General features: G+C 64.9%; 24 protein-coding genes. 14 read left to right on the forward strand and 10 right to left on the reverse strand.

From position 1 onward, the window contains the following. Positions 1–365: 365 nt before the first annotated feature. Together IBX22_RS00010 and IBX22_RS00015 are read right to left on the reverse strand one after the other, a co-directional pair. Positions 366–980 (reverse strand): 2'-5' RNA ligase family protein, encoded by a 615-nt coding sequence (locus IBX22_RS00010; protein ID WP_194813331.1) that lies wholly within the window; start codon positions 978–980, stop codon positions 366–368. Positions 981–1,333: 353 nt separating this feature from the next. Then, positions 1,334–2,893 carry an FAD-dependent monooxygenase gene (locus IBX22_RS00015; RefSeq protein ID WP_194813332.1) on the reverse strand — a complete coding sequence of 520 codons (1,560 nt, stop codon included), beginning with the start codon at positions 2,891–2,893 and terminating at the stop codon, positions 1,334–1,336. 98 nt (positions 2,894–2,991) lie between these two features. Between IBX22_RS00015 and IBX22_RS00020 the strand changes: the two genes are divergently transcribed. From IBX22_RS00020 to IBX22_RS00030, 3 genes are read left to right on the forward strand one after another with little or no spacing between them, the layout of a single operon-like run. Beyond that, complete coding sequence (locus IBX22_RS00020) at positions 2,992–3,195, forward strand: helix-turn-helix domain-containing protein (RefSeq protein WP_194813333.1); 204 nt, start codon at positions 2,992–2,994, stop codon at positions 3,193–3,195. A gap of 7 nt (positions 3,196–3,202) precedes the next feature. Next, a complete protein-coding gene (locus IBX22_RS00025) occupies positions 3,203–3,730 on the forward strand; it encodes a Clp protease N-terminal domain-containing protein (RefSeq protein WP_194813334.1) in 528 nt (175 codons plus the stop codon). 27 nt (positions 3,731–3,757) lie between these two features. Next, positions 3,758–4,219, forward strand: a complete 462-nt coding sequence (locus IBX22_RS00030) for a DUF4279 domain-containing protein (protein WP_194815471.1) — start codon at positions 3,758–3,760, stop codon at positions 4,217–4,219. A 236-nt stretch (positions 4,220–4,455) separates the two neighbouring features. On the opposite strand, the gene IBX22_RS00035 is transcribed toward IBX22_RS00030, so the two are convergent. Together IBX22_RS00035 and IBX22_RS00040 are read right to left on the reverse strand one after the other, a co-directional pair. Then, positions 4,456–4,884 (reverse strand): hypothetical protein, encoded by a 429-nt coding sequence (locus IBX22_RS00035; protein WP_194813335.1) that lies wholly within the window; start codon positions 4,882–4,884, stop codon positions 4,456–4,458. A gap of 160 nt (positions 4,885–5,044) precedes the next feature. Continuing rightward, a complete protein-coding gene (locus IBX22_RS00040; protein ID WP_194813336.1) occupies positions 5,045–5,455 on the reverse strand; it encodes a DUF4189 domain-containing protein in 411 nt (136 codons plus the stop codon). Positions 5,456–5,664: 209 nt separating this feature from the next. On the opposite strand from IBX22_RS00040, the gene IBX22_RS00045 reads away from it, so the two are divergent. After that, entirely contained in the window at positions 5,665–5,988 is a 324-nt protein-coding gene (locus tag IBX22_RS00045) for a hypothetical protein (protein WP_194813337.1), read from the forward strand. 128 nt (positions 5,989–6,116) lie between these two features. Here the strand turns inward: IBX22_RS00045 and IBX22_RS00050 are convergent, their stop codons facing one another. Together IBX22_RS00050 and IBX22_RS00055 are read right to left on the reverse strand one after the other, a co-directional pair. Beyond that, positions 6,117–6,434 carry a hypothetical protein gene (locus tag IBX22_RS00050; RefSeq protein ID WP_309234352.1) on the reverse strand — a complete coding sequence of 106 codons (318 nt, stop codon included), beginning with the start codon at positions 6,432–6,434 and terminating at the stop codon, positions 6,117–6,119. 340 nt (positions 6,435–6,774) lie between these two features. Further along, positions 6,775–7,134, reverse strand: coding sequence for a hypothetical protein (locus tag IBX22_RS00055; RefSeq protein ID WP_194813339.1), 360 nt, complete (start codon positions 7,132–7,134; stop codon positions 6,775–6,777). A gap of 189 nt (positions 7,135–7,323) precedes the next feature. On the opposite strand from IBX22_RS00055, the gene IBX22_RS00060 reads away from it, so the two are divergent. Further along, positions 7,324–8,016, forward strand: a complete 693-nt coding sequence (locus IBX22_RS00060; RefSeq protein WP_194813340.1) for a hypothetical protein — start codon at positions 7,324–7,326, stop codon at positions 8,014–8,016. Positions 8,017–8,360: 344 nt separating this feature from the next. Continuing rightward, a complete protein-coding gene (locus tag IBX22_RS00065; protein ID WP_309234353.1) occupies positions 8,361–9,134 on the forward strand; it encodes a nuclear transport factor 2 family protein in 774 nt (257 codons plus the stop codon). A gap of 9 nt (positions 9,135–9,143) precedes the next feature. On the opposite strand, the gene IBX22_RS00070 is transcribed toward IBX22_RS00065, so the two are convergent. After that, positions 9,144–9,368 (reverse strand): hypothetical protein, encoded by a 225-nt coding sequence (locus tag IBX22_RS00070; RefSeq protein ID WP_194813341.1) that lies wholly within the window; start codon positions 9,366–9,368, stop codon positions 9,144–9,146. A gap of 287 nt (positions 9,369–9,655) precedes the next feature. Here IBX22_RS00070 and IBX22_RS00075 point away from each other — a divergent pair, with 287 nt between their 5' ends. The 4 genes from IBX22_RS00075 (at position 9,656) to IBX22_RS00085 (ending at position 12,909) form a co-directional block, all read left to right on the forward strand. Beyond that, positions 9,656–10,132, forward strand: coding sequence for a hypothetical protein (locus IBX22_RS00075; RefSeq protein WP_194813342.1), 477 nt, complete (start codon positions 9,656–9,658; stop codon positions 10,130–10,132). A gap of 287 nt (positions 10,133–10,419) precedes the next feature. Then, the gene (locus IBX22_RS37855; RefSeq protein ID WP_255526405.1) at positions 10,420–10,554 is read left to right on the forward strand and encodes a hypothetical protein; all 135 of its coding nucleotides are present in this window, start codon (positions 10,420–10,422) and stop codon (positions 10,552–10,554) included. 314 nt (positions 10,555–10,868) lie between these two features. Further along, positions 10,869–12,035 carry a tetratricopeptide repeat protein gene (locus IBX22_RS00080; RefSeq protein ID WP_194813343.1) on the forward strand — a complete coding sequence of 389 codons (1,167 nt, stop codon included), beginning with the start codon at positions 10,869–10,871 and terminating at the stop codon, positions 12,033–12,035. A gap of 115 nt (positions 12,036–12,150) precedes the next feature. Continuing rightward, a complete protein-coding gene (locus tag IBX22_RS00085; RefSeq protein WP_194813344.1) occupies positions 12,151–12,909 on the forward strand; it encodes a hypothetical protein in 759 nt (252 codons plus the stop codon). A 220-nt stretch (positions 12,910–13,129) separates the two neighbouring features. Here IBX22_RS00085 and IBX22_RS00090 read toward each other — a convergent pair whose 3' ends face one another. Together IBX22_RS00090 and IBX22_RS00095 are read right to left on the reverse strand one after the other, a co-directional pair. Then, positions 13,130–13,909: a hypothetical protein gene (locus IBX22_RS00090; protein WP_228538104.1), complete on the reverse strand. Its 780-nt coding sequence runs from the start codon at positions 13,907–13,909 to the stop codon at positions 13,130–13,132. 466 nt (positions 13,910–14,375) lie between these two features. Next, positions 14,376–14,852, reverse strand: coding sequence for a helix-turn-helix domain-containing protein (locus IBX22_RS00095; protein ID WP_194813346.1), 477 nt, complete (start codon positions 14,850–14,852; stop codon positions 14,376–14,378). An 85-nt stretch (positions 14,853–14,937) separates the two neighbouring features. Between IBX22_RS00095 and IBX22_RS00100 the strand changes: the two genes are divergently transcribed. The 4 genes from IBX22_RS00100 (at position 14,938) to IBX22_RS00115 (ending at position 18,928) form a co-directional block, all read left to right on the forward strand. Beyond that, the gene (locus IBX22_RS00100; RefSeq protein WP_194813347.1) at positions 14,938–16,173 is read left to right on the forward strand and encodes an MFS transporter; all 1,236 of its coding nucleotides are present in this window, start codon (positions 14,938–14,940) and stop codon (positions 16,171–16,173) included. Between the two features lie 3 nt (positions 16,174–16,176). After that, positions 16,177–17,304 (forward strand): phosphotransferase family protein, encoded by a 1,128-nt coding sequence (locus tag IBX22_RS00105; RefSeq protein WP_228538105.1) that lies wholly within the window; start codon positions 16,177–16,179, stop codon positions 17,302–17,304. Between the two features lie 46 nt (positions 17,305–17,350). Further along, positions 17,351–18,439 carry a TIGR03857 family LLM class F420-dependent oxidoreductase gene (locus IBX22_RS00110; RefSeq protein WP_309234355.1) on the forward strand — a complete coding sequence of 363 codons (1,089 nt, stop codon included), beginning with the start codon at positions 17,351–17,353 and terminating at the stop codon, positions 18,437–18,439. 120 nt (positions 18,440–18,559) lie between these two features. Beyond that, on the forward strand, positions 18,560–18,928 hold the full coding sequence (locus IBX22_RS00115) for a VOC family protein (RefSeq protein ID WP_194813348.1): 369 nt from the start codon (positions 18,560–18,562) through the stop codon (positions 18,926–18,928). Between the two features lie 6 nt (positions 18,929–18,934). Here the strand turns inward: IBX22_RS00115 and IBX22_RS00120 are convergent, their stop codons facing one another. After that, positions 18,935–19,612, reverse strand: coding sequence for a DUF1345 domain-containing protein (locus IBX22_RS00120; RefSeq protein ID WP_194813349.1), 678 nt, complete (start codon positions 19,610–19,612; stop codon positions 18,935–18,937). Positions 19,613–19,674 lie beyond the last annotated feature (62 nt).

A 19,674-nucleotide genomic window follows, 5' to 3' on the forward strand; every position in this document is an offset into this window, starting at 1 on the left:
ACGGCTGCACCATGGTCACCGTCGATGTCGGCGTCGGCCCCGACGGCGTGCTTCGCCTCGTCGAGCTCGGCGGTGTGAACAGCTGGGGCATCTACGGATCCGACGTCACCGACTTTATCGCCGCGATAGAAGCCGAGGCCCTCGCCCGCGCGGACATGTAGAGCCGGATGTGCAGCCTGTTTCGCATGTCGAGCGGTCAAGATCATCCTCGTGGCGAGGCGAGTTCGGAACGCACGCTCATGCCGCTGAGCGCTCGGTGCCGCAGTCGTTGGAGTGAAAGGCAACGCATGTGCGTCTCGGACGAAAGATGTAGTCAATCCATCTCTTCCGCCGCAGTCCCTTCCTTCCCGAGTCGTGGGGAAGCTTCAGCGCGGAGATTGCAGTCGATGTATGGAGATGGGATCCCAAGTGAAGGTTCCGGCAGTTGGATCTTGGTGCACTGCAACGAAGTGCATTGCATCGACTGTGAGTTCTGCGTCGATATCGATGGGCTCGAGGGCCAGTTGGAGCGCTGCGGAGTCGGCATCGATGATCCCGTAGCCAAGCGAGACGTGCGGCCGATCCGGCGCAGCGGCCGGCGGTCGTTCGGCTCCGAAGACCTGCTCCGCCGCAGAGCGGGTGCCATCGAGCAAACGTTGCCACTGCCCGTCCGAGGGCGCGTCCATGCCGACACTGTTTTCATGGACGACTGGGCCGGTCATAGTGAGGGTGAAGGCAGAAGTTTCTGCGGCGAGCGCGTCGAGAGTGCGACTGAATCGCAGAAGCCTTTGCTCGTCGACCTCGTTGCGCCACCATGGGATTCGTGTGATGGTGGCGTGGCGCCACTGCGAGGCTACCGTCGCGCAGATGTCGAATCGGGCGATCACGTCCATCGCCGGCTGCGCGGTACTCGCGAAGTCTTGGTCGGGAATGACGTAGACGTGCAGTGAATCGCGCAGTTGTGGCCATCCGAGAACGCTGGGGTCGAAGAGGTTTCGCACTGCCGAAGCCTAGGTGAGGGTAGGGCGAGCACTGTCCGGAATGTCCGCACCGCTGAGTGAAGCAACCACGCTGCGGCAGCCGACGGATGGGAGTCGGCCCCGCTCAGAACGTCCGCATCTGCCGCTGAGAGCGAATCCCGGCGTGTCGTCGGGGCGAGCGCGTGAACCCCGTCGTACGCGAGAACTTGTCCGACCCATGTCCTGGGATCCACGAATGTATGGATCTGCTGGAGGAGCGGTGGATCGAGCTCGGAAGACCGTAACCGCAGACATCCTCTGCTGCCGCTGGGCGCGCGATTCGACTGGCCCTTAGTTGATCTCGCGAACGAACGCTATGCCGATGACAGGTCGGCTCATGCAGGTTGAGTGACGATTCCTGTTGTCGGTTCCGTCGGGTCGCCGAACCAGTGCGTCAGTGTCGCATGTAGTGAGGCGATGGTGGTGTCTGTGGGTTGGTCGATATCTGCTGCCCAGGCGATGTGGGCGTCGGGGCGGATCAGCAGGGCGTCGGCGGGGCGTTGATCGGTTGTGGCGGTGTGGATGTCGATGCGTTGGCGCCATTCGCGGGCGGTCGCACGGAGATCTGCGCGGTCGCTCAGGTCCAGCAGCAGCGGTCGTCCGTTGCGCATGAGTTCGGCGATGTTGGTGGTGCCGGACTCGGTGCGCAGGGGCAGGTTGGGAGTGAAGGCGCCGGTGAGCGCGTGATCGGCGGGTCCGGGCAGCGGGGCGTGGAGGTCGCTGCTTGCAAGTAGTGCTCCGATACGCTTCAGCGGTTGTTCGTCGTTGAGCAGATCCTGGAACAGTTCGCGCAAGGCGATGGCGTCGGGGTCGTGTCCGCGGGCCAGCGCTGCTTGGGCGCGGGTCTGGAGTAGAGCACGCGCGCCCGCGAGATGGCGTTCTCGATGGTAGGTGTCCAGTAGACCGTCGGGTGCCCAGCCGTGGACGGCGGCGGCGAGTTTCCAGGCCAGGTTTGCGGTGTCGAGCAGGCCGATGTTGAGTGCGGCCCCGCCGGCTGGGAACAGGTGGGCCGCGTCACCGGCCAGGAATACCCTTCGGTCACGGTATCTTTCGGCTTGGCGGGCCTGGGCGTGGAAGCGCGAGAGCCAGATCGGTTCTCCCAAGGGGATTTCCGTGCCGAGCACCCGGCTGATGCTGTCGCGCAGTTCGGTGAGGGTTATGGGCGAGTCGGAGTCGGATGACGTGGGATCGTCTTCGGTGGCCGAGACGAGCAGGACCTCGGGGGTGAACGAGGCGAGGGCCAAGACTCCGCGGTCGGTGCGAGTGAATCCGGAACGGATTATGCCGATGCCGGGGACGTCGAGGTCGCCGCTGTCGAGCAGGGTGACCGTGTCGGGCATCGTGACGTGGCCGAGCCGGGTCACCTCCGGATAGGTGTTGCCGGGGAACGGGATTCCGGCCTTGTCGCGGATCTCGCTGTTGCCGCCGTCGCAGCCCACCAGGTATCCGGCGGTCACCCGATACCGCCCGTAGGGCCCGTCGATGTCGACGGTCACGGCGGCGTCGTCTTGGCTGAACTCGAGCACCTCGTGGCCGCGGCGGATCTCGGCGCCGAGTTCGGTGGCGCGGGCGGCGAGCAGTTCCTCCAGTCGTGGTTGCGGGATCAGCAGCACCTGCAGTGGCGATTCGGTCAGCGGCGCGAAGTCCAGACCGACTCCGCCGAAGGGGAATCCGGGCGCGGGGCCACTGTAGGAGGCGTGCTCGGCGAATCGTTCGAGGAGGCCGCGGTAGTGCAGTAAGGGCACGATCTGCCCGGCGAGCCCGTTGGCTTTGGGGGTGTCGCGGGGTTGCGGTTGCCGTTCTACGACCAGGGGTCGCACTCCGGCCAGGCACAGTTCGGCCGCGAGCATCAGGCCGGTTGGGCCAGCGCCCACCACAAGCACGTCGGTGTCCATCGGTATCACTTCTTCCCCAGGGTGATCCAGCGTGGGCGGCGGCGCCCACGCTGTCAGTTTTGTTTGACAATTGCAGTCTGTCAAACGAAACTGACAGCGTGGAGACGGACGAACTCACGAAGCGACTGAGCTCGACCGACCCGTCGGTGAGCCTGCGCGCGGTCGGGGCGCTGCATCGGCTGGCCGAACGAGTCGAGGCGGGTGCTGTCGCGCAGGCCCGCGCCCAGGGCTGGACCTGGGAACAGATCGGCGACGCACTCGGAGTGACGCGCCAGTCGGTACACACTAAGCACGGGAAGTGAGAGGCACATGTGGGATCGGATTGCCAAGTCCACTCGCCTGGGCGCGGTGCTCGACGCCGCCCTGCGCGAGGCGGCCGAGCAGGGCTCGACGCGGGTGGGTACCGACCACTTGCTGCTGGGGTTGCTGAGTGAGCCCGAGTCCGTACCCGCTCACGCGCTCGCGGTGAGTCGAGAGCAGGCCCGAACGGCCCTCGATGTCCTCGACCACACCGCGTTGGCCGCCCTCGGTCTCGGACTCGATCTCCACGGAATCGAAGCCTCCAACCTTCGGTCGCGGCGGATACACCTGGGCCGCAACAGTTTCAGCTCGAACGCATGGGCCGCGCTAGGCGTTGCTGTCGACGCCACCGGAATCAAGACCAGACATCAAGCACCGAACCATTTACTGCGTGCACTGCTGTCACTACAGCCACCGGACCCGGTGAACCAACTCCTGACCGAACTCGACATCGACTGCGCTGCGACGCTGGATCGGCTCACCGAACTCGAAAAGCGCCACCCGCGCGGGCAACTGTCAGCAGATGCTGATGTGTAGGGTGTGCCGTGGTGAAATTCCGCAGTGATGAAGGTCCGTCAGTACTCTTATTTCAAACTGCAAAGCACCACACTGTCCCCGGTCGAGTTGACTGCACGTCTGCTTGTCGAGCCTGATGAGTTCGAGGTCAAGGGAAGCCTCGGTCGACGAGGCCGGCTGAGGGGCTGGCATATCTGGAAGATCATCGAGGAGACCAACGAGGCGGTCGATGATCAGATTCAATGCTTGATTGACAGGCTCGCGCCGGCGCGCACCCAGTTACTGGCGTTGGCCGCGGACCCTGACATCGATTCAGTGCTGCAGATCGTGCGCTACTTTCACGATCCCGACGGAGTCCATTACGCCCCCGCTGGCACACCTTTCGACAGGGTCAGAGAGTGGCCTCGCCCGCTGGGATGGCATCTGCCTCGGCCGGTCCTCGAATTTCTGGCCTCGACAGGTACCGAGCTCGACGTCGACGAGTATTACTGTCGTCGCTGTCTCGCCTAAGGCGCGCTGGCTTTGGTTGATCGCGCCCGCCGTGTGGAGAGGGTAGCTGCCCGTTCGAGTCGGGCCGAGTCCGGAGGGAGTCCGCAGAAGGTTGCGGACTCCCTTAAGCCTCTTGAACGCACTGATCTGCCGCGACCCGCGCGTTTCGAGCCGGCCAGAGCGGGCGCGTGGAAGATCAACGGGCTGAGTGACTCCCGACCCGCAGGCAGTGCGCGCTCATGCCGATATGCGACTGCTCAAACCGCGCCGGAGGACTGGGTCGTGACGAGCACACCCGCTGCGCGAAGCGCAATGGCTAGAACCTCCATTTCGACCCGAGTTCCACTGAGCCCTCTGCTGCGGAGCTCCTCTGCCATCGCGCGGGCTTCGGTGAGCGACAGCGCTTTGACCTTTCGAAGAGCCCGCATCTCTGTCGCCGGCGTGGCGCTACCCGCGGCGAGATGAAGATCGGTCGGGCCGTTAGCAGCCAAGATCGCTGCGCGCATCCCGGGCAGCGGTGTCGGGTAGCTGCATTCGTGCCAGCAGGCTCCGCACTCTGGGCAGTCGCCTGCGATGTCCCATTCATGGGTGCCGGCCGTGAGCACCTCGGTGACCGTGACTTCGATCAGCGACCGGCATGTGATGCATTCGGTGGTGTAGGGCGCGGTTTCGAGCACGACGTTCACCTGTCGAGCCTAGATTCGATGTTCCGCCGGGGCGTGGTGCTGAGAAACGCACCCTCATGCCGCGTGCCGCGCTGTTCGAACCGGCCAGGAGTGGATCACACCGCGACAGCACCTCAGCGCACGAGTATCCGCTCTTGCCGAGAACCGTGCTGGAACTAGATCAAGGCTGGGTGCAGGCATGTTCGCGATTGAACGAGCCGACGCTTCCGGTGCCGGTGGGGAGGTTGCGGGTGGCGTCTGCGTATGCCTCCCCCGGGGTCGCCCCCTTACCGAAGCCCACGATCGGGAACCCTGCGACGATCGCGAGCGGACTCGTCACGACTGCACCGCAGCCGTTCGCGAACGTCACCATCATCCGGCAGTCGATGATGCCTTGCCCCTTGCACGCTCGGTCGGCGGCTCGAATGGCGTCGGCTTCCGTCGGGTGGTTGACCGAAAACGCGTAGACGTTGCCCCACACGCTGAGGGAACCGGCGCCCCAGTTGACCGGGTCGGCGTCGGCGGGCGGTGCCGCAAGAACAGCAGCGGCGGTCACCGAGAGCGCGGCGGCCGCAAAGAATTTGTTGAACATGTGGCGTGCTTCCTCTGCGCGCCGACCAAGGTGCGGCGATCGCATGGAAGATACCGCAGCGCATGGACTCGAGATCGCCCCAAGTCTTCGGGGCACGGATTGGTTGGCTGGCACGGCTTCCCACCGCACGCACATGCCAATTATCGAGTGGTGGGCGTCGAACGAGCGTTGATACCGTTCATGGGTTTGGCGACGACGAAGGGCCGTACATGCCGGCGATGCGGCGATTCTGGATCGAGTTCGAGCGGGGCTACCAGCGGACCCTCTGGTGGCTCGCGCCGTATGCCGGCGTCACCGGATACGACGAGCAGCACTGTCTGGAAATGGTGGCGGACCTGATCACCGACGGCGCCGAGTTACCCCCGGTGCGCCGCATCACCCCGGACATCGTGGTTGACGAAAACCTGCCGGTGAATCTTCGGGCACTCGGAGTTCCGGTATGGCCAGGTGTCTGGTACCCGCCGATGAACCTGAAGTACGGTCCGAACTTCACCCGACTACCACCGTGGAATTCGGATCGAACTGCCGACTAGCCGTTGTTACGAAGGTTGGACCGCTGCCGCAAACCGGAATTCGCTGGTCCTAGCGAGAACATCCGCTCATGCCGCTGGGCGCGCCCGGCGAACGCACCATGAGCGCGCAGTTCGAGGTGGTCGAATCGTCACTCGAAGGGGCCGGGCAGTGGGCCGAAGACCCCATTGCCCCTGCGGACTTCACACACCTGCCATCCGCCGTGCTGCTCGGTTACGAAGGCAATCTCCAGATCCGTGATACCGGTGTAGAACCCGAGCACGCTGACCGAATCCCCGGCGGCAGCCGACGCGGTGAACTTGTCGGGCTTTGGTTCATAGAACCGGTCGAAGGCTGTCCGGACCTGCTCGTCGCTCCGGACAGCCATTTGCTCTGCCAGGCTGCCGCAAGCGAGGCGGCGCAGTGTCGCGACGTCGCCCGCGGCGGCGGCCTCGATGTGGTCGCGCACAGCCCGCTCCGGGCTGCCCGGCGATTGCCCGGGACTTTTCGAACAGCCACTGACCATCGCAATCGCGACAACGCTCAAAGCTGTCACAACTCGCATTGTTCCCCCTTTCGATCGGCCCGCTCCGTACTCATCGGCAGCGCAACCCTGGCCCTGCGCTGATGCAGCCAACAGTAGACGTCCCGCGCCGGCGCTTCTCGTGCTGACAGAAAGGGCCAGTGGGGTATCTCGAAAGATCAACGCGGCCAGTGGATTTGGCTCTGGCCGAACACACCCTCACGCCGATGAGCGGGTATGGGCTGATCCGATGTCCGGGCATGGGCCGGGGCCCTCGCGCTGGTCGTCAGCAGCTTGTGTTCGCGGCCGTGCCTGCGATGAGAACGAGGAGATACCCGGCCACCATGACGAGGATCCCCGTGCTGGTCAGCACGAGTGATAACGAGTTGATGCGGCGGTGATTCGCCCACAGATACATCAGCAGGAACAATCCGACCGCGAGCATGATTATCGAACCCGTGACCTGGATGCCCTCGAGTAGCTCGTAATCCCGGTCTCGCTGCCCGGAGCTGCCGTGCGGGCTCACATCGCAGTAGTCGCCGTTGGCCGGGGTGATCACATATCCGGCCATGGCGATCGCCGGTCCAATGAAGACCGAGCCGACGATGTAGATCACTGCAGGCAACAACGGCCGGTTCTTGGTCATGGTGTCAGACCATAACCATCCACTATGGCGGCCCTGCGGTTGTCGTGTGGAAGCTTTGTGTCCGGTAAACATCCGCAATTGCCGCTGCGCGGGCGATCGTTTATCCTTGGGGCGCAACCGATTTGGTGTCTCGGCAACCTTCTGGCATGAGACTGCTTGTAGTGGTCGGCATCCGGCCGACCAATCCGAATGTTCGGCCGCCGCAGCGGTTTTGCAATCTCAAGGCCATTGCCGACGAGATACTGGGTCATGCAGAAGCGACTTCTTCGCACGACCACCGCGGTCGTGGTGACCGGATCTGTTCTTCTTGTGGTCAGTGGCTGCAGTCGAACCGAATCGCGTGGGCTCCCCAATACACCGCGTGAACTGCGCCATGCCTGTATCGAAGGTTCGTATTCCGGTGCACAACGCGCGTATTATCCCGACGCCGCCGCCGTAGCAGGATCGACGCACCCGATCGCTTTGTTCGTCACCGATCACCTGACCAACGGACGCGGAAACGACTACCTCGACTACTCCTACCAGCCATACTTTTCAACCGGCACCCGCCAAACTGCGAACCTGCAAACCCTGCAGCTCATCGCGTGCGCCCATCATGATGTCTCCGACGGCGGCCAGACAATCGGCATCTGTCACTTCGACGAGCCATCCTCCATCGACCTACCGGTCGTCCGTTCGACGATCACGGTGCTGGTGTTCGAGCTGAAGACCGGCAAGCAATACGCCGAACTAGAATTCGTGCCCAACACCTTCGAGTGCCCGCGTGCCACCCGGACCACGAAGGGCAGCGAGCACAGCAAGACGCTGCCCGCACTCCCCAGCACCGAGAAGTACGTCGCGGAAATCACCAACGCCATCCCCGGCGCCCAGGTCGTCAACTGACAACAGTCTCGTCCCGGCACGAGACGTGCTTGCCCGGCTGTGGCATCGCAAACCGGAACGCTGCCATCTGCTGCCCGTCGAAACGGTCGGCGATTCCATACACAGCCGAGTACGGCCCCGGGGGAATCCGGATGCCGGCGACCGGGAACGACCCGGGATGAGCGAACGGGTTCGAGCTCCGGCTGCCCGTATCTCGCCTCAGCGCACATTCGCGAATGCTGCTGCGCGGGGTGATTTTTAATGAGGAACACGCCCGGCTGTATCGCGTCGAAGCCCTGATCCGGTGCCATCGTGAAACTCGCGTGGCGGGCATCCGGCCCGCCCGGCAGCCTGAGGAGATCCGTGTGAGCGGCGGTATGGGTAACAAGGCAACGGTTCTGCTCGCCATGACCGAACTGTTCGGGGACCGGGACGCATCCGCCGTTGATCGCTGGATTGCCCCCGACTACATCCAACACAACTTCCGGGCCGCCGACGGTGCCGAAAGCCTGCGCGGCTTCATCGCCGGGCTTTCCGCGGAAACGCACTACGACGTCGTCCGTGTGCTGGTCGACGGTGACCTGGTGGCTTTACATGGCGTCTACCACGGTTTCCGGCCAGGGGTATCGCTGGTCGCCTTCGATATCTTCCGGGTGCACGAGGGCAAGCTCGCCGAGCACTGGGATGTGCTGACTCCGGTCGTCGAGCACACTGTCAGCGGGCGCAGTCAGGTAGACGGCCCCACCGAGGTCACCCACCCCGAGCTGAGCGAGCGCAGCCGTCAGATCGCGGCCGGTTTCGTCGAGACGGTACTCATCGGCGGGCACACCGAGGCGATCACCGACTACATCAGCACCGAGCAGTACTACCAGCACAACCCGCTAGCCGGCGACGGGCCCGACGGTTTCGCTGCACTGCTGGCCCAGTGGGCCGAAAAGGGCATCGTGATGACCTACGACACCCTGCACCGGGTAGTGGCCGATGGTGAGTTCGTGCTGACCCAGTCCGAGGGCAGCCTCGCAGGCAAACCGACTGCCTTCTACGACCTGTTCCGAATCCCTGACGACAAGATCGTCGAGCACTGGGACGTGATCAACGAAATTCCCGTCTCCTTCGTCCACCACAACGGCCCATTCTGAGGACGGATGCTACTTGCCCTTGGAGCCGCTGGCGGACAGCGATTCCAGCAGGCAGCTCCACTGCGGCGCGCCACCGGGGCAGCCCGGGGAGGCCACCTGATCCGCCGGATCCGCCTGCCCGGCCTGTTCGGTGGACTGCAGCGGCAGTCCGGCGGCGGAGGCCGGGATCGCGGTCGCCAAGGGCGCCATCAGAAGTACACCGGCGAGTAGGCCGACACGAACCTTGTTGCGCATCACAGTTCCTTTCGGGCGGCCGGGGGTCGGCCATCGCAGCGAAGCTACCGAGATAGCCGCTCTGCCCGACAGACCTCGAAAGGCTTGCCCCCGAAAGCGGGGGCGGCACAGTGACTTACGCCGCGACACCCAGCTCCGAGTTGAGTGCGTTGTCATGGGGGTACGAGGTCACTCCGCGTCCAGGTTGTACTCGATCCAGGGGATGACGTATTCGTCGATGCAGTCCTGCTCCTTCTCGTGCCGCACGGCTGCCCTGTCGGCTTTCGCAGGTGGCATAGGCTCGGCATGTGGATAAGCCGCCGCTGTACCGGAAGGACAACACCACCACGTGGGGCGTTCGTCCGCGCGGTGGGGAGTACCGGCATCGGCGCAACACCAAGCGGACTGTGAAATCCGATGTGACGCAGGAGGGTATGGGGCGGGCGAAAGGTCGGGGGCGTGACTACACGCCACTTTTCCGTTTCCTGCTCTCGCGTGTCGGCTCAGACTGGGAGGCGACATTCGCCGAGGCCAAGTCCAGGCTCGATCAGAGTGAACCGATTTTCTGGCTCGTAGCGGTGCAGGAACCCGACCGGCGAGATTACGTGCGGATCGGTGAGTCGACCTATTACAGCGGGTTGTACGTCGCCTCCGATGGAACGCTGCAAATTGTGAATCCGGATATCAATGCATCGAGTCTGGACCCTCAGTGTGCGTGCTGCACCCATACGTTCAATGGCATCCGATTCACAAGGCCCGCCCCGTCGGGTACGTCACCGAGCTAGCCTCTCCGCTATCAGGGAGAACCGCACGGGCTGAAGTCATCTCGTCATCGGCAACGCACTTGGAGCGCCAGGAGAATTTTCTCGGCTAGGATGAGTTCGTCTACTGAGGTCTCGTCGATCACCTGCGCAGTCTGCCGGTACGGCGCTGGGCTGAACCACCTGGTAGCCGTTGGCGCTTAGTCCTCGTCTTCCTGGACGAGCATCCGCATGTAGCGGTCGAGGAACTCGCCGTCGGCGATGGAGCCGGCGCAGTCGAGCCAGTAGTCGGCGATGACTGACGGGACGAGGTGGTCGACGGCGATGATCGCCTGCCGGAGCCGGTCGAGGCGCGCGGGGTCGTCGGTGTCGGCCCCGAACCAGATCTGCTGAACCAGCGGTTCATCGCCGTCCGTTTGACGAAGCAGGACGCGTCGACGCCATAGCAGTAGGCGTCGTCGTCGTAGCTGCCCATCGGGTCCTGTGCGCCCTCGCCGAAGCCTGCCGATGCCGTCGAGACGAACCGCCGGACCCGCGGCATGATCGGTGTGAGCGCGGCGTCGGCCTGCGCGAACGTCAGCCCGGCGGCCGCGTAGTGGCGAACTCGTAGGTCACGCGGCCCACCCTAGGCGGATTGCCAGTACTTCTACGCGTAACGAGGTGGACTCCACAGGCGCTTTGCTGGACAAGGCACAGAAACGGAGATCTGTGGGCTGCTGCGGCACTACTCTGACTCGAGAGCCTGGCGGGAGAACGGATCGTGGAACAAGACAGCACCGGCGAGTCCAGCGGCAATCTGCCTGAGCTCGGTCCCGTCGATGATCTCGCAGTTCTGGAAGAACGTCGCGAGCTTGCCGAATCCTATACAGATGACGATCGCTACGATGAGGCCGCCAGATTGTATGAGGCCAATGTTCGCGACGTCGAGCGGCTCTACGGCCCAGACCACGACGAGACGCTACTCGCTCGGGAAGACCTTGCCGCGGTGCATAGTATGGCCGACCACTACGACGAGGCGATCGCGCAGTACGAGGCGCTGGTGCGCGACTGTACGCGGATCCGCGGTGCGGACGACGACAGAACCCTCAACACCCGCCAATACCTTGCCTCGGTGTACAGGTGGGCGGAGCGGTATGGCGAGGCGATCGTTCTGTTCGAGGCATTGTTGCGCGATTGTGAGCATCTCCGGGGTGCCGACGACGCCAAAACCCTTCGCGCACGCAAGAGTTTGGCCGAGGTATACACGGCGGTGAAGTGTTACGAAGAAGCAGGACGCCTGTGCGCGGCAAACCTTCGTAGCTTGGACGCCACCCTTACCCTGGACGACCTCGAGAACCTCAGCGCCCAAAAGGATCTCGGATGGATCCTCTCGCGGGCATGCCAATTCGACGCTGCTGTTGCCTTGTATGAAAAGCTCCTTCCCAGCTACCAGCGAACATTGGGCCCCGACCACGACACAACCCAGCAAGTCCGCAAAAGTCTCGAACACAACCGATCTATGGCCAGGAGCGCTCCGCCCTCGATGCGTGACGACGTCTCCGATGCGCCGCGCGAAGAAGTCTCCACCGTGGCCGGCGATGCTGCCATCGTGGTGCGCTACGCCGACGGCACCGTATCCACAGCGGTGCCCAGGGCCGCCGCCGATCCGGCCGACAGCGCGATCGTGCGGGAACTGGTCACGATTGGAACGACGCGGCGCTTTCTCCGAACTATAGAAACACGGCGCTTTCTCGGATTCGGCGCGCGCGAGCGCTCGATCGCAGCCGACGAGCGCACGGTGGAGATCGGCCGCTTGTTGAACGAGCAGGGCGGCCTCGAATCGATGCGAGCCGTCCATGCCGCAGTCGCAAGTCGAGTCCGCCACATCCCAGGTGTGGCGCGCGAACTGGAAGTGAGCTGGAACGGTATCGGAAAATGGCAGGGCTGAGGTCATGCCGTTCGTTCGAGCGCCGAGAAGGTCAACTGGGCGCCGCCCGAAGGTGACCGGCGATAGATCAGGTGCAGGCATGGTCTCCCATGCTTCAGGGGTGTATTGATTGGTGATGCTCGAGAAGGAGACCTTGACCTCCGTCGCGCGTCGATTCGCCGCCGGGGACATGAGCGCGGTGGCCGAGGTCGGCGGCTGGCGTGCCCTCGATGTCGAGGAGCAGGCGACCCTCCGAAACCTGTTGCGGGACATGAGCGCTGAGCAAACGCCGCGTCCGCTCGGCGAGGAGAACGGAGATGTTCTCTTCACCTGGGTGGCAGTGCCGACTGGGGATCACGCGGCGTTGCTCGATGAGCTCGGCCTCACCTGTGCTGCTGTCCCTGCGACTCAGGAGCTCGGCCTGGGCGTGTGGGGTTCCGGTGGGGTGTATCTGACTCCCCAATGGGATGGTTGGACACTCATCTGCGGCCATGCGGTTTCGATAGATTCCACTGACGCCACGCCCTCGGAGTTGGAACGGTTGAGTCTGCGATTCGGCGCCGCCCACTGGTACGGCTCTGACTACGGTTGTGACGGGTGGGCAATGGCCGAGCACGGTAAGTTGTTGCGGCTGTGTATGTTCGGCGACGCGCTGGAGCAGGATATGTTCGTCGGTGAGCCACATCGGGCTGAAGTCGACGCGACATTGACCTGGTACGCGGACGTCGAGGACGACGATGGTGATGATGATCGGCCACGTTGTGGTCCCGCGGCAGTCGCAGCATATGGATCGGTAGATCCGACGGCAGTCGGACCGCACACCCGAGTCGAAGGGCACGGCCTGATCGCCGTCCACGATCCCGCGACGGCGCCGATCGGCGTGTTCCCGGTCTAAGTCCTGGCCCCGCCTACCGGCCGGGCTACCCGCGAGAGTTCCTCGACCAGATCATCACCACCTTCCGTACGGGCGATCGTGTTGGATTCCGTTTTGGGCCAATACGATTCGTATGGGACCGTCGTTCCGATAGGCAGGGGGCGCATGAGCGAGAGGGTGCCGACCGACTACCGATCCGGTCCATTGCGTGGCCGCGCCGTGGGGTGGCCGAGCGCGTGGCCTATTGCATCATCTGGATGTGTGGGTGCTCAGGTGATGCCGGGCAGACTCGGATGATTTCAGCGTTGGCGTCGGAGACACAGATCCGGGTCGGACTGCTCGGGCCGCCCTGTACAGGACCCCAGGCGAGGTCGGCGGCCTGGTCCTCGTACGGGATCCAGTGGTGGATGTTGGAATACCACTCCGTGCTGTCGATCGTCAGCAGCGGCTCGGTCGGGGCGCCGCAGGTGGGGCAGGGGTTCGGATAAGGATCTGTCATGCCCCAATTGATATAGCCGCCGACCTTGAAGCCGGGCGCGATACACAAGTTCTGGTACTCGATGCCGAGCTCGTCGATGGCCCACCGGTCCAGTCGTTCCCGCATCTCCCGCCCGAACTCGAGCGAGCTCGGATATTCGATCACCTCTTCCGGATGGATGAAGCACGGCTCGGGTACGTAGGTCACGTTGTCCACTGCCGCCGGTTCCGGTGGGGCGAGCAGGATGTCGGTGACCGCCGCCGCGGACCGCCAGAACACGGCGGTCGTGGGCATTCCGTCGCTGTGAAATTCGAAGGGGCACCACAACACCTGCAGCAGATCCGCACCCTCGGGTGGACGCAGACCGGGCACGTCACGCACGTACAACTGGGCGACCGGCAGCATCGCGATGGGCCCCTCGGGAACGTCCACCTTCTCGATCCGCTCGAGGAGTGCCCGCTCCTCGGTCGTGTTTCCCCATTCCGCCCTGCTTTCGTCGGCCAAATCGATGCGCCGTCGCAGCCGGGCCTCCGCCAACGACATCGGCGGGAGCGGTCCCGAGTCGTGGCCATCCTCGGAACAGTGCGGCCATGGCTCGTTCGCCGGCCACAACAGTGGGCCGCCGATCGAACTGTCCTGGGGCGATGGGCTTCCCCGGCGTGGGTGCAGTCGAGTCGCGGTGCGGGCCAGTGGCGCCAGCTCAGGAAAGACGGCCTCGAGATCGGCCGGACGGGGCGGGGTAGTGCGAGTCATACGACGACCAACTCCTCGAGATCTCTGCGGGAGATCCATGCCTCGCTCCACAACTCCGACCACGGTCTCCAGTTCATTCCGCGAACCCTACGACCAGCCACCGACAAGTTCGGCATGCGTGCAGGCCGAGAATTGGTGAGAGCACTGCCGCGACCCGCATGCTCTTGCCGGCTTCAACGCTGAATTCGATTGTCGAGGGATGGGTCTTCGGCCAGACCCGTTACCCGGCCTGATTCGGTTGTCGGTGGCGAGCGGCTTAGGCATCCATCTTCCGCGGGGTGCCGTCAGGTGCGTCGACTCTGCGCACTCGGGTGGTGGCCGCGGTGACGGACTTGCCCTTGCGGTTGGTGGGGCGCAGCAGGGCGACGGGGTTGCCGTCGTGGTCGACGAGGGTCGAGTGTGGTTCGTTGTCGGCGAAGGCGTGGCGTTCGCCCCATTGGCGCAGACTCACGACGAGGGTGAAGAGGTCCTGGCCCGCGTCGGTGAGTTCGTAGAGGTGCCGTTTGCCGCCGGGGACTGTGCTGGTGGTGAGGATGCCGTGGTCGACCAGTTTGCGGAGGCGGTCGGTGAGGATGTTCTTGGCGATGCCGAGGCGGCGCTGGAATTCGGTGAAGGCGGCGGGGCCTTCCATCGCGTCGCGCACGATCAGCAGGCTCCAGCGGTCGCCTACGAGGTCGACGGTTCGCGCGACGGGGCAGGCGGGGTCTGTCCACTGGGGGCCTGGCGTGGTCATCGAGCTCTCCAATCGGTTGCGATTTGAAACCATTATGCCCTACGGTTGAATTGGTTTCGTTTTGCTACTGATTTCGGAGGGTGTTGTGGTGATAGGGATTACGAGGTCGCAGCGATGGGTGCTGGCGCTGGTGTGCGCGGTGGCGGTGTCGACGATCTATGCGATCCAGCCGGTGCTGGAGGCGGCGGGCACCAGCCTGGGGTGGCCGCCGGAGTCGCTGGGCGGGCTGGTCGCGGCCGGACAGATCGGTTATTTCGCCGGTCTCGTGCTGCTGGTCCCGCTTGCGGACATGATGAATCGCCGTCGGCTCATCACCGTGCATCTGGTCCTCACCGCGACGGGAGCCGCGGTCGCGGCCGTGGCTCCGAACGGTGCTGTCGCGGTGATCGGACTGGCGGTCGCGGGCTTGTTCGCGGTCGTGGTCCAGGTGACCGTCGCCTATGTCGCCGCGCACTCCACGCCGGAGGAGCGCGGCCGCAATATCGGCGCGGTCACCTCCGGTGTGGTGCTCGGCATCCTCGGCGTACGCATTGTCGCGGGCGTCCTCGGCGACACCGTCGGCTGGCGTGCCGTGTACGCGGTACTCGCCGCGCTCTGCTTGGCCCTAGCCCTCACCGTGCATCGAATCCTTCCCCTGGACAACAGAATTCGTGGCCCGCGGTATACGCAAGTGCTGGCGTCGATGGGGCGGTTGGCGCGCACGGATCGCCTGTTCCTGAACCGTGGGCTGATCGCCTTCTTCGTCTTCGCGTCCTTCGGAACACTCTGGAGCGGGCTCGCCCTGCCCCTCGGCGCCGAACCGTGGAACTTCGGCGCCACACAAATCGGCCTGTTCGGATTGGCGGGCCTGGCCGGTGCGCTCGGCGCGGCGCGGGCCGGACGATGGGCCGATGCCGGTCGCGCGCAAGCGATTACCGGTTTCGCGCTGGCGTTGCTCGTCGGCTCCTGGTTGCTCATCGCCCGGACCGAGTCGACCCTGTGGCTGCTCCTCGCCGGCATCGTGCTGCTCGACTTCGCTGTGCAGGCAGTGCATGTCAGTAGTCAGCACCTGCTGACCGAGGCGCATCAGCAACGCGCCGGCACCGTGATCGGCGCCTACATGGCCTTCTATTCACTCGGCTCTGCCGTCGGCGCGCTCACGACGACTTGGGCCTACGGCACCTGGGGATGGGCGGCCTCCTGCTGGGTCGGCGCGGCCTACGCCCTGTCCGCACTCGCGCTGTGGGGCGTCGACGCTGCCCATTCATCGAGAACCCTTGTTGACAATTGCGGCGCGGAAACTGATGGTTACCCGCAGCTTTCACGCACTTGTCAGGAGTGACCGATGACTCAGCCCGACGCAGGCATGCGACTACAGCGCAGCAGCCGCGACACCAGCATGCTGATTCCGCGCCTCACCGAATGGCTGGGCACCCAGCTGCCGGAAGCCGCCGAACCGAGCGTCATCTTGCGGTCCGGCATCGACAGCAACGGCATGTCCGCGGAGACCCTGGTTCTCGATATGACATGGACCGAAGCCGGAGTCGAGCGGGTGGTCGGCTTGATCGGCCGGATGGTGCCCGCGCCGGGCGACTTCCCCATCCTCGAAACCTATGCCCTGCGTGCGCAATTCGATGCGATGCGCATCGTGGCCGAAGCCAGCGACGTCCCGGTCCCCCGGGTGCGATTCCTCGAGCCGACCGGTGCCGTGCTCGGCACACCGTTCCTCCTGATGGACCGTATCGACGGCTCGGTGCCGCCCGATGTCATGCCCTACACCTTCGGCGACAACTGGCTTTTCGATGCCTCCCCCGCACAGCAGCGACGACTGCAGGACAGCACGATCGAGGCGCTCGCCAAACTGCACGCCATCCCGGACGCGCCGGCCACCTTCGCCTTCCTCGACCCCGAACAGCCAGGTTCGAGCCCACTCGCGCGCACGCTGAACCGCGCTCGGTCCTGGTACGAGTTCGCCGCTCGGGACAGCGGTCCGTCACCGCTAGTGGAGCGAATCCTGGTGTGGCTCACGGCGAATCTCCCCCACACATCGAAGGCCGAGACCGTGCTGTCGTGGGGTGACGCCCGCATCGGCAACTGCATGTACCGGGACTTCACCCCCGTCGCGGTGCTCGACTGGGAACTGGCGACGATCGGCCCGCGCGAACTCGACCTGGCCTGGCTGGTGTTCGCGCACCGCGTCTTCCAGACCATCGCCAGCACCTACGGCATGCCCGGGATGCCGGACTTCCTGCGCGAGGCGGACGCGAAAGCGGCCTACGCCGAATACTCGGGCGTGGAGGTCGGCGACCTGACCTGGTACACGATGTTCGCCGCCCTCAACTACTGCGTCGTCTTCATGCGCTCGGGCGGACGCCAAGTCCATTTCGGGGAGATGGCACGCCCCGACGACATCGAGATCCTCTTCCATCACAAACCGCTCGTCGAAGAGCTGCTCGCCGAGCTCGGCGCGTAGCCCTTCCTGCCCTCGGCCCGAAAACTACTTGGGGAGCACCACTCTCGTGAACGAGCAACTGAACGAACTGGCCTACTACTGCGTCACCCGGCACCCCGCCGATGCCCGGGTCCTGTTCCCCGAAGCCCGAACCGCCGAGGAGATCGGCCTGGGCTCGTGCATGATCGGCGAGCGCATGACCGTCAAGGACTCCGCGGTGCTCTCCGGTGGAGTCGCCGGGTGCACAACGGATCTGGGCATCGCGGCGGCCGCCACGAATCACCACACCCGGCATCCGATGGTCACGGCCACCATGGGGTCGACGATGCAGGCCCTGACCGAGGGCCGGTACGCGATGGCGTTCGGGCGCGGCATGGCGGCCAATTGGAAGGCGATCGGCCTGCCCGCTGTCACCGAAGCCCAGCTGCGTGATTTCGTCGGCATTCTGCGCCGCCTCTGGACGGGCGAGACCATCATCAATCACGAGGGACCGGCCGGTTCCTGGCCTGTCCTGTACCACCAGAACGGCCTCGAGGACGCGCCGCCGATCGGCTTCGTCGCGGTCGGCCCGAAAACCCTCGAACTCGCCGGCGAGATCGGCGACTTCGTCATCCTGCACACCTTCTTCTCCGACGAGGCGACCACGAATTCCGTTGCGGCGGTCCGCCGTGGGGCCGAACGCGCGGGCAAGGATCCGGACAGCGTCCGGATCTGGTCCTGCCTGGCGACCGCGAGCGACGCGCTCTCCGAAGAGGATCGGTTGCGCCGGCGCACCGGCCGCCTGGTCACCTACCTACAGGCCTACGCCGACATCCTGATCAGCGCCAACGGCTGGGACCCACAGTTCTGGGAACGAATCCGCGGCACCCAGCTGTTCCTCGACGCCGCCGCGGCCGGACCCATCGACGCCTCCGCCTCCGTCGAAGTCCTGGAGCAATTCCAGGACCTCATTCCAGACGAATGGCTGAGCTCCGCCGCGTACGGCACACCGGAACAGTGCGTACGGAAGATTTCCCGCGAGCTCGATCTCGGCTGTCACTCGGTGATCATGCATGGCGCGAGCCCGCACGAACTGGCGTCGGTGGTGGCGGCCTACCGAGCCGACCGCCCTACCCTGCGCCGGGCGGTGGCGGCGAATCCCGGAAAGTTCCTCTGACAGGCAGCCGCAAGGTATCGCCATCGAGCCTGTACGTGGATGACCGGGAGCGCGGGCTGTGGTAGTCATGGCAATAGATCGGCCCGCGATCCGAGGCCGGCCGAGAGTTCGGGGGGAATTATGACCGCGATAGCCAAGTTCGGTGCGATCTCGCTCGACAGCCGAGATCCGCAGCACCTCGGGAAGTTTTACCGGGAGTTGCTGGATTTCGAGATCCGGTATGAGACCGACGAATTGGTGGTGCTGCAGGGTGCGGGGGTGATGTTGGCGATCGAGCGGGTGGCGGACCACAGGCCGCCGGACTGGCCGAGCAACGAGGTTCCCAAGCAGATGCATCTCGATCTGTTCGTCACCGACCTCGATGTCGCCGAGCGTGCGGCGATCGATTGTGGTGCGGTCAAGCCTGATTTTCAGCCCGCGCCCGATCGCTGGCGAGTGCTCATCGATCCGTCGGGGCATCCGTTCTGCCTCACGATCCCACCCGGATGAGCAGGTCTACTTCAGGACGTTGATCGCGCGGGCGACGACCAGGGCGGCGAGCACCAGGGAGATGGCCGACTGGAGCATCATCGCGGCTTTTGCCCAGCGCGACATCGGCATCACGTCGGTGGGGCTGAAGGCGGCGGCGTTGGTGAACGCGAGGTAGAGGTAGTCCATGAATTCCGGTGCCCAGTCGCGGTTCGTCAGGTGGGGGCTCTGCATCTGGACGAACAGGAAGTCCGGCAGTGGTTCCCGGGCGTGGGCCCTGGCGGCGGGGCCGCCGCGGTCGAATTCCCAGTAGGCCAGGGCGAATACCACCACGTTGTTCAGCCAGACCGCGACGCCCGAGCCGAGCAGTTTCATCGGGTCGTCGCTGAGCGTGCCGTCGATCAGCCCGGAAACCAGCAGGACCACCGACCACACCGTCGCCAGGCTCAGCAGTCCGGTGAGCCCGAGGCTCACGACGCGCAACCACTTCTCCTCCCGGTTGAGTCGCACCGGGTTCGCGACGAGCAGGACGACCAGCAGCATGGCCTCGACCGCGGGCCAGGCCCACGCCGGCTGCGGACGGAACTGCGCCGGCAGCCACAGCTGCAACACCACCATCCCGACCACGGCCGCCGTTGCCGCAACCCGCGATTCCCCGGCGGTCCGCTTCCGCCAGGCGGGCACGTCATCGACACGGTCCGTCACGACGGTCAGTATTACCCGCCGAGCAGTCATTCCGACGTTGCGGCACACCGCGACCGGCACCG

The organism is Nocardia sp. XZ_19_385 (genome assembly GCF_015355755.1).
Lineage (GTDB): Bacteria > Actinomycetota > Actinomycetes > Mycobacteriales > Mycobacteriaceae > Nocardia.

Excerpts from the sequence above, each read along its gene's own strand:
- IBX22_RS00015 (WP_194813332.1), bottom strand. The coding sequence starts at position 2,893 with ATGGACACCGACGTGCTTGTGGTGGGCGCTGGCCCAACCGGCCTGATG.
- IBX22_RS00025 (WP_194813334.1), top strand. The coding sequence starts at position 3,203 with ATGTGGGATCGGATTGCCAAGTCCACTCGCCTGGGCGCGGTGCTCGAC.
- IBX22_RS00030 (WP_194815471.1), top strand. The coding sequence starts at position 3,758 with ATGAAGGTCCGTCAGTACTCTTATTTCAAACTGCAAAGCACCACACTG.
- IBX22_RS00040 (WP_194813336.1), bottom strand. The coding sequence starts at position 5,455 with ATGTTCAACAAATTCTTTGCGGCCGCCGCGCTCTCGGTGACCGCCGCT.
- IBX22_RS00045 (WP_194813337.1), top strand. The coding sequence starts at position 5,665 with ATGCCGGCGATGCGGCGATTCTGGATCGAGTTCGAGCGGGGCTACCAG.
- IBX22_RS00055 (WP_194813339.1), bottom strand. The coding sequence starts at position 7,134 with ATGACCAAGAACCGGCCGTTGTTGCCTGCAGTGATCTACATCGTCGGC.
- IBX22_RS00060 (WP_194813340.1), top strand. The coding sequence starts at position 7,324 with ATGTTCGGCCGCCGCAGCGGTTTTGCAATCTCAAGGCCATTGCCGACG.
- IBX22_RS00070 (WP_194813341.1), bottom strand. The coding sequence starts at position 9,368 with ATGCGCAACAAGGTTCGTGTCGGCCTACTCGCCGGTGTACTTCTGATG.
- IBX22_RS00085 (WP_194813344.1), top strand. The coding sequence starts at position 12,151 with ATGCTCGAGAAGGAGACCTTGACCTCCGTCGCGCGTCGATTCGCCGCC.
- IBX22_RS00090 (WP_228538104.1), bottom strand. The coding sequence starts at position 13,909 with ATGTCGTTGGCGGAGGCCCGGCTGCGACGGCGCATCGATTTGGCCGAC.
- IBX22_RS00095 (WP_194813346.1), bottom strand. The coding sequence starts at position 14,852 with ATGACCACGCCAGGCCCCCAGTGGACAGACCCCGCCTGCCCCGTCGCG.
- IBX22_RS00105 (WP_228538105.1), top strand. The coding sequence starts at position 16,177 with ATGACTCAGCCCGACGCAGGCATGCGACTACAGCGCAGCAGCCGCGAC.
- IBX22_RS00115 (WP_194813348.1), top strand. The coding sequence starts at position 18,560 with ATGACCGCGATAGCCAAGTTCGGTGCGATCTCGCTCGACAGCCGAGAT.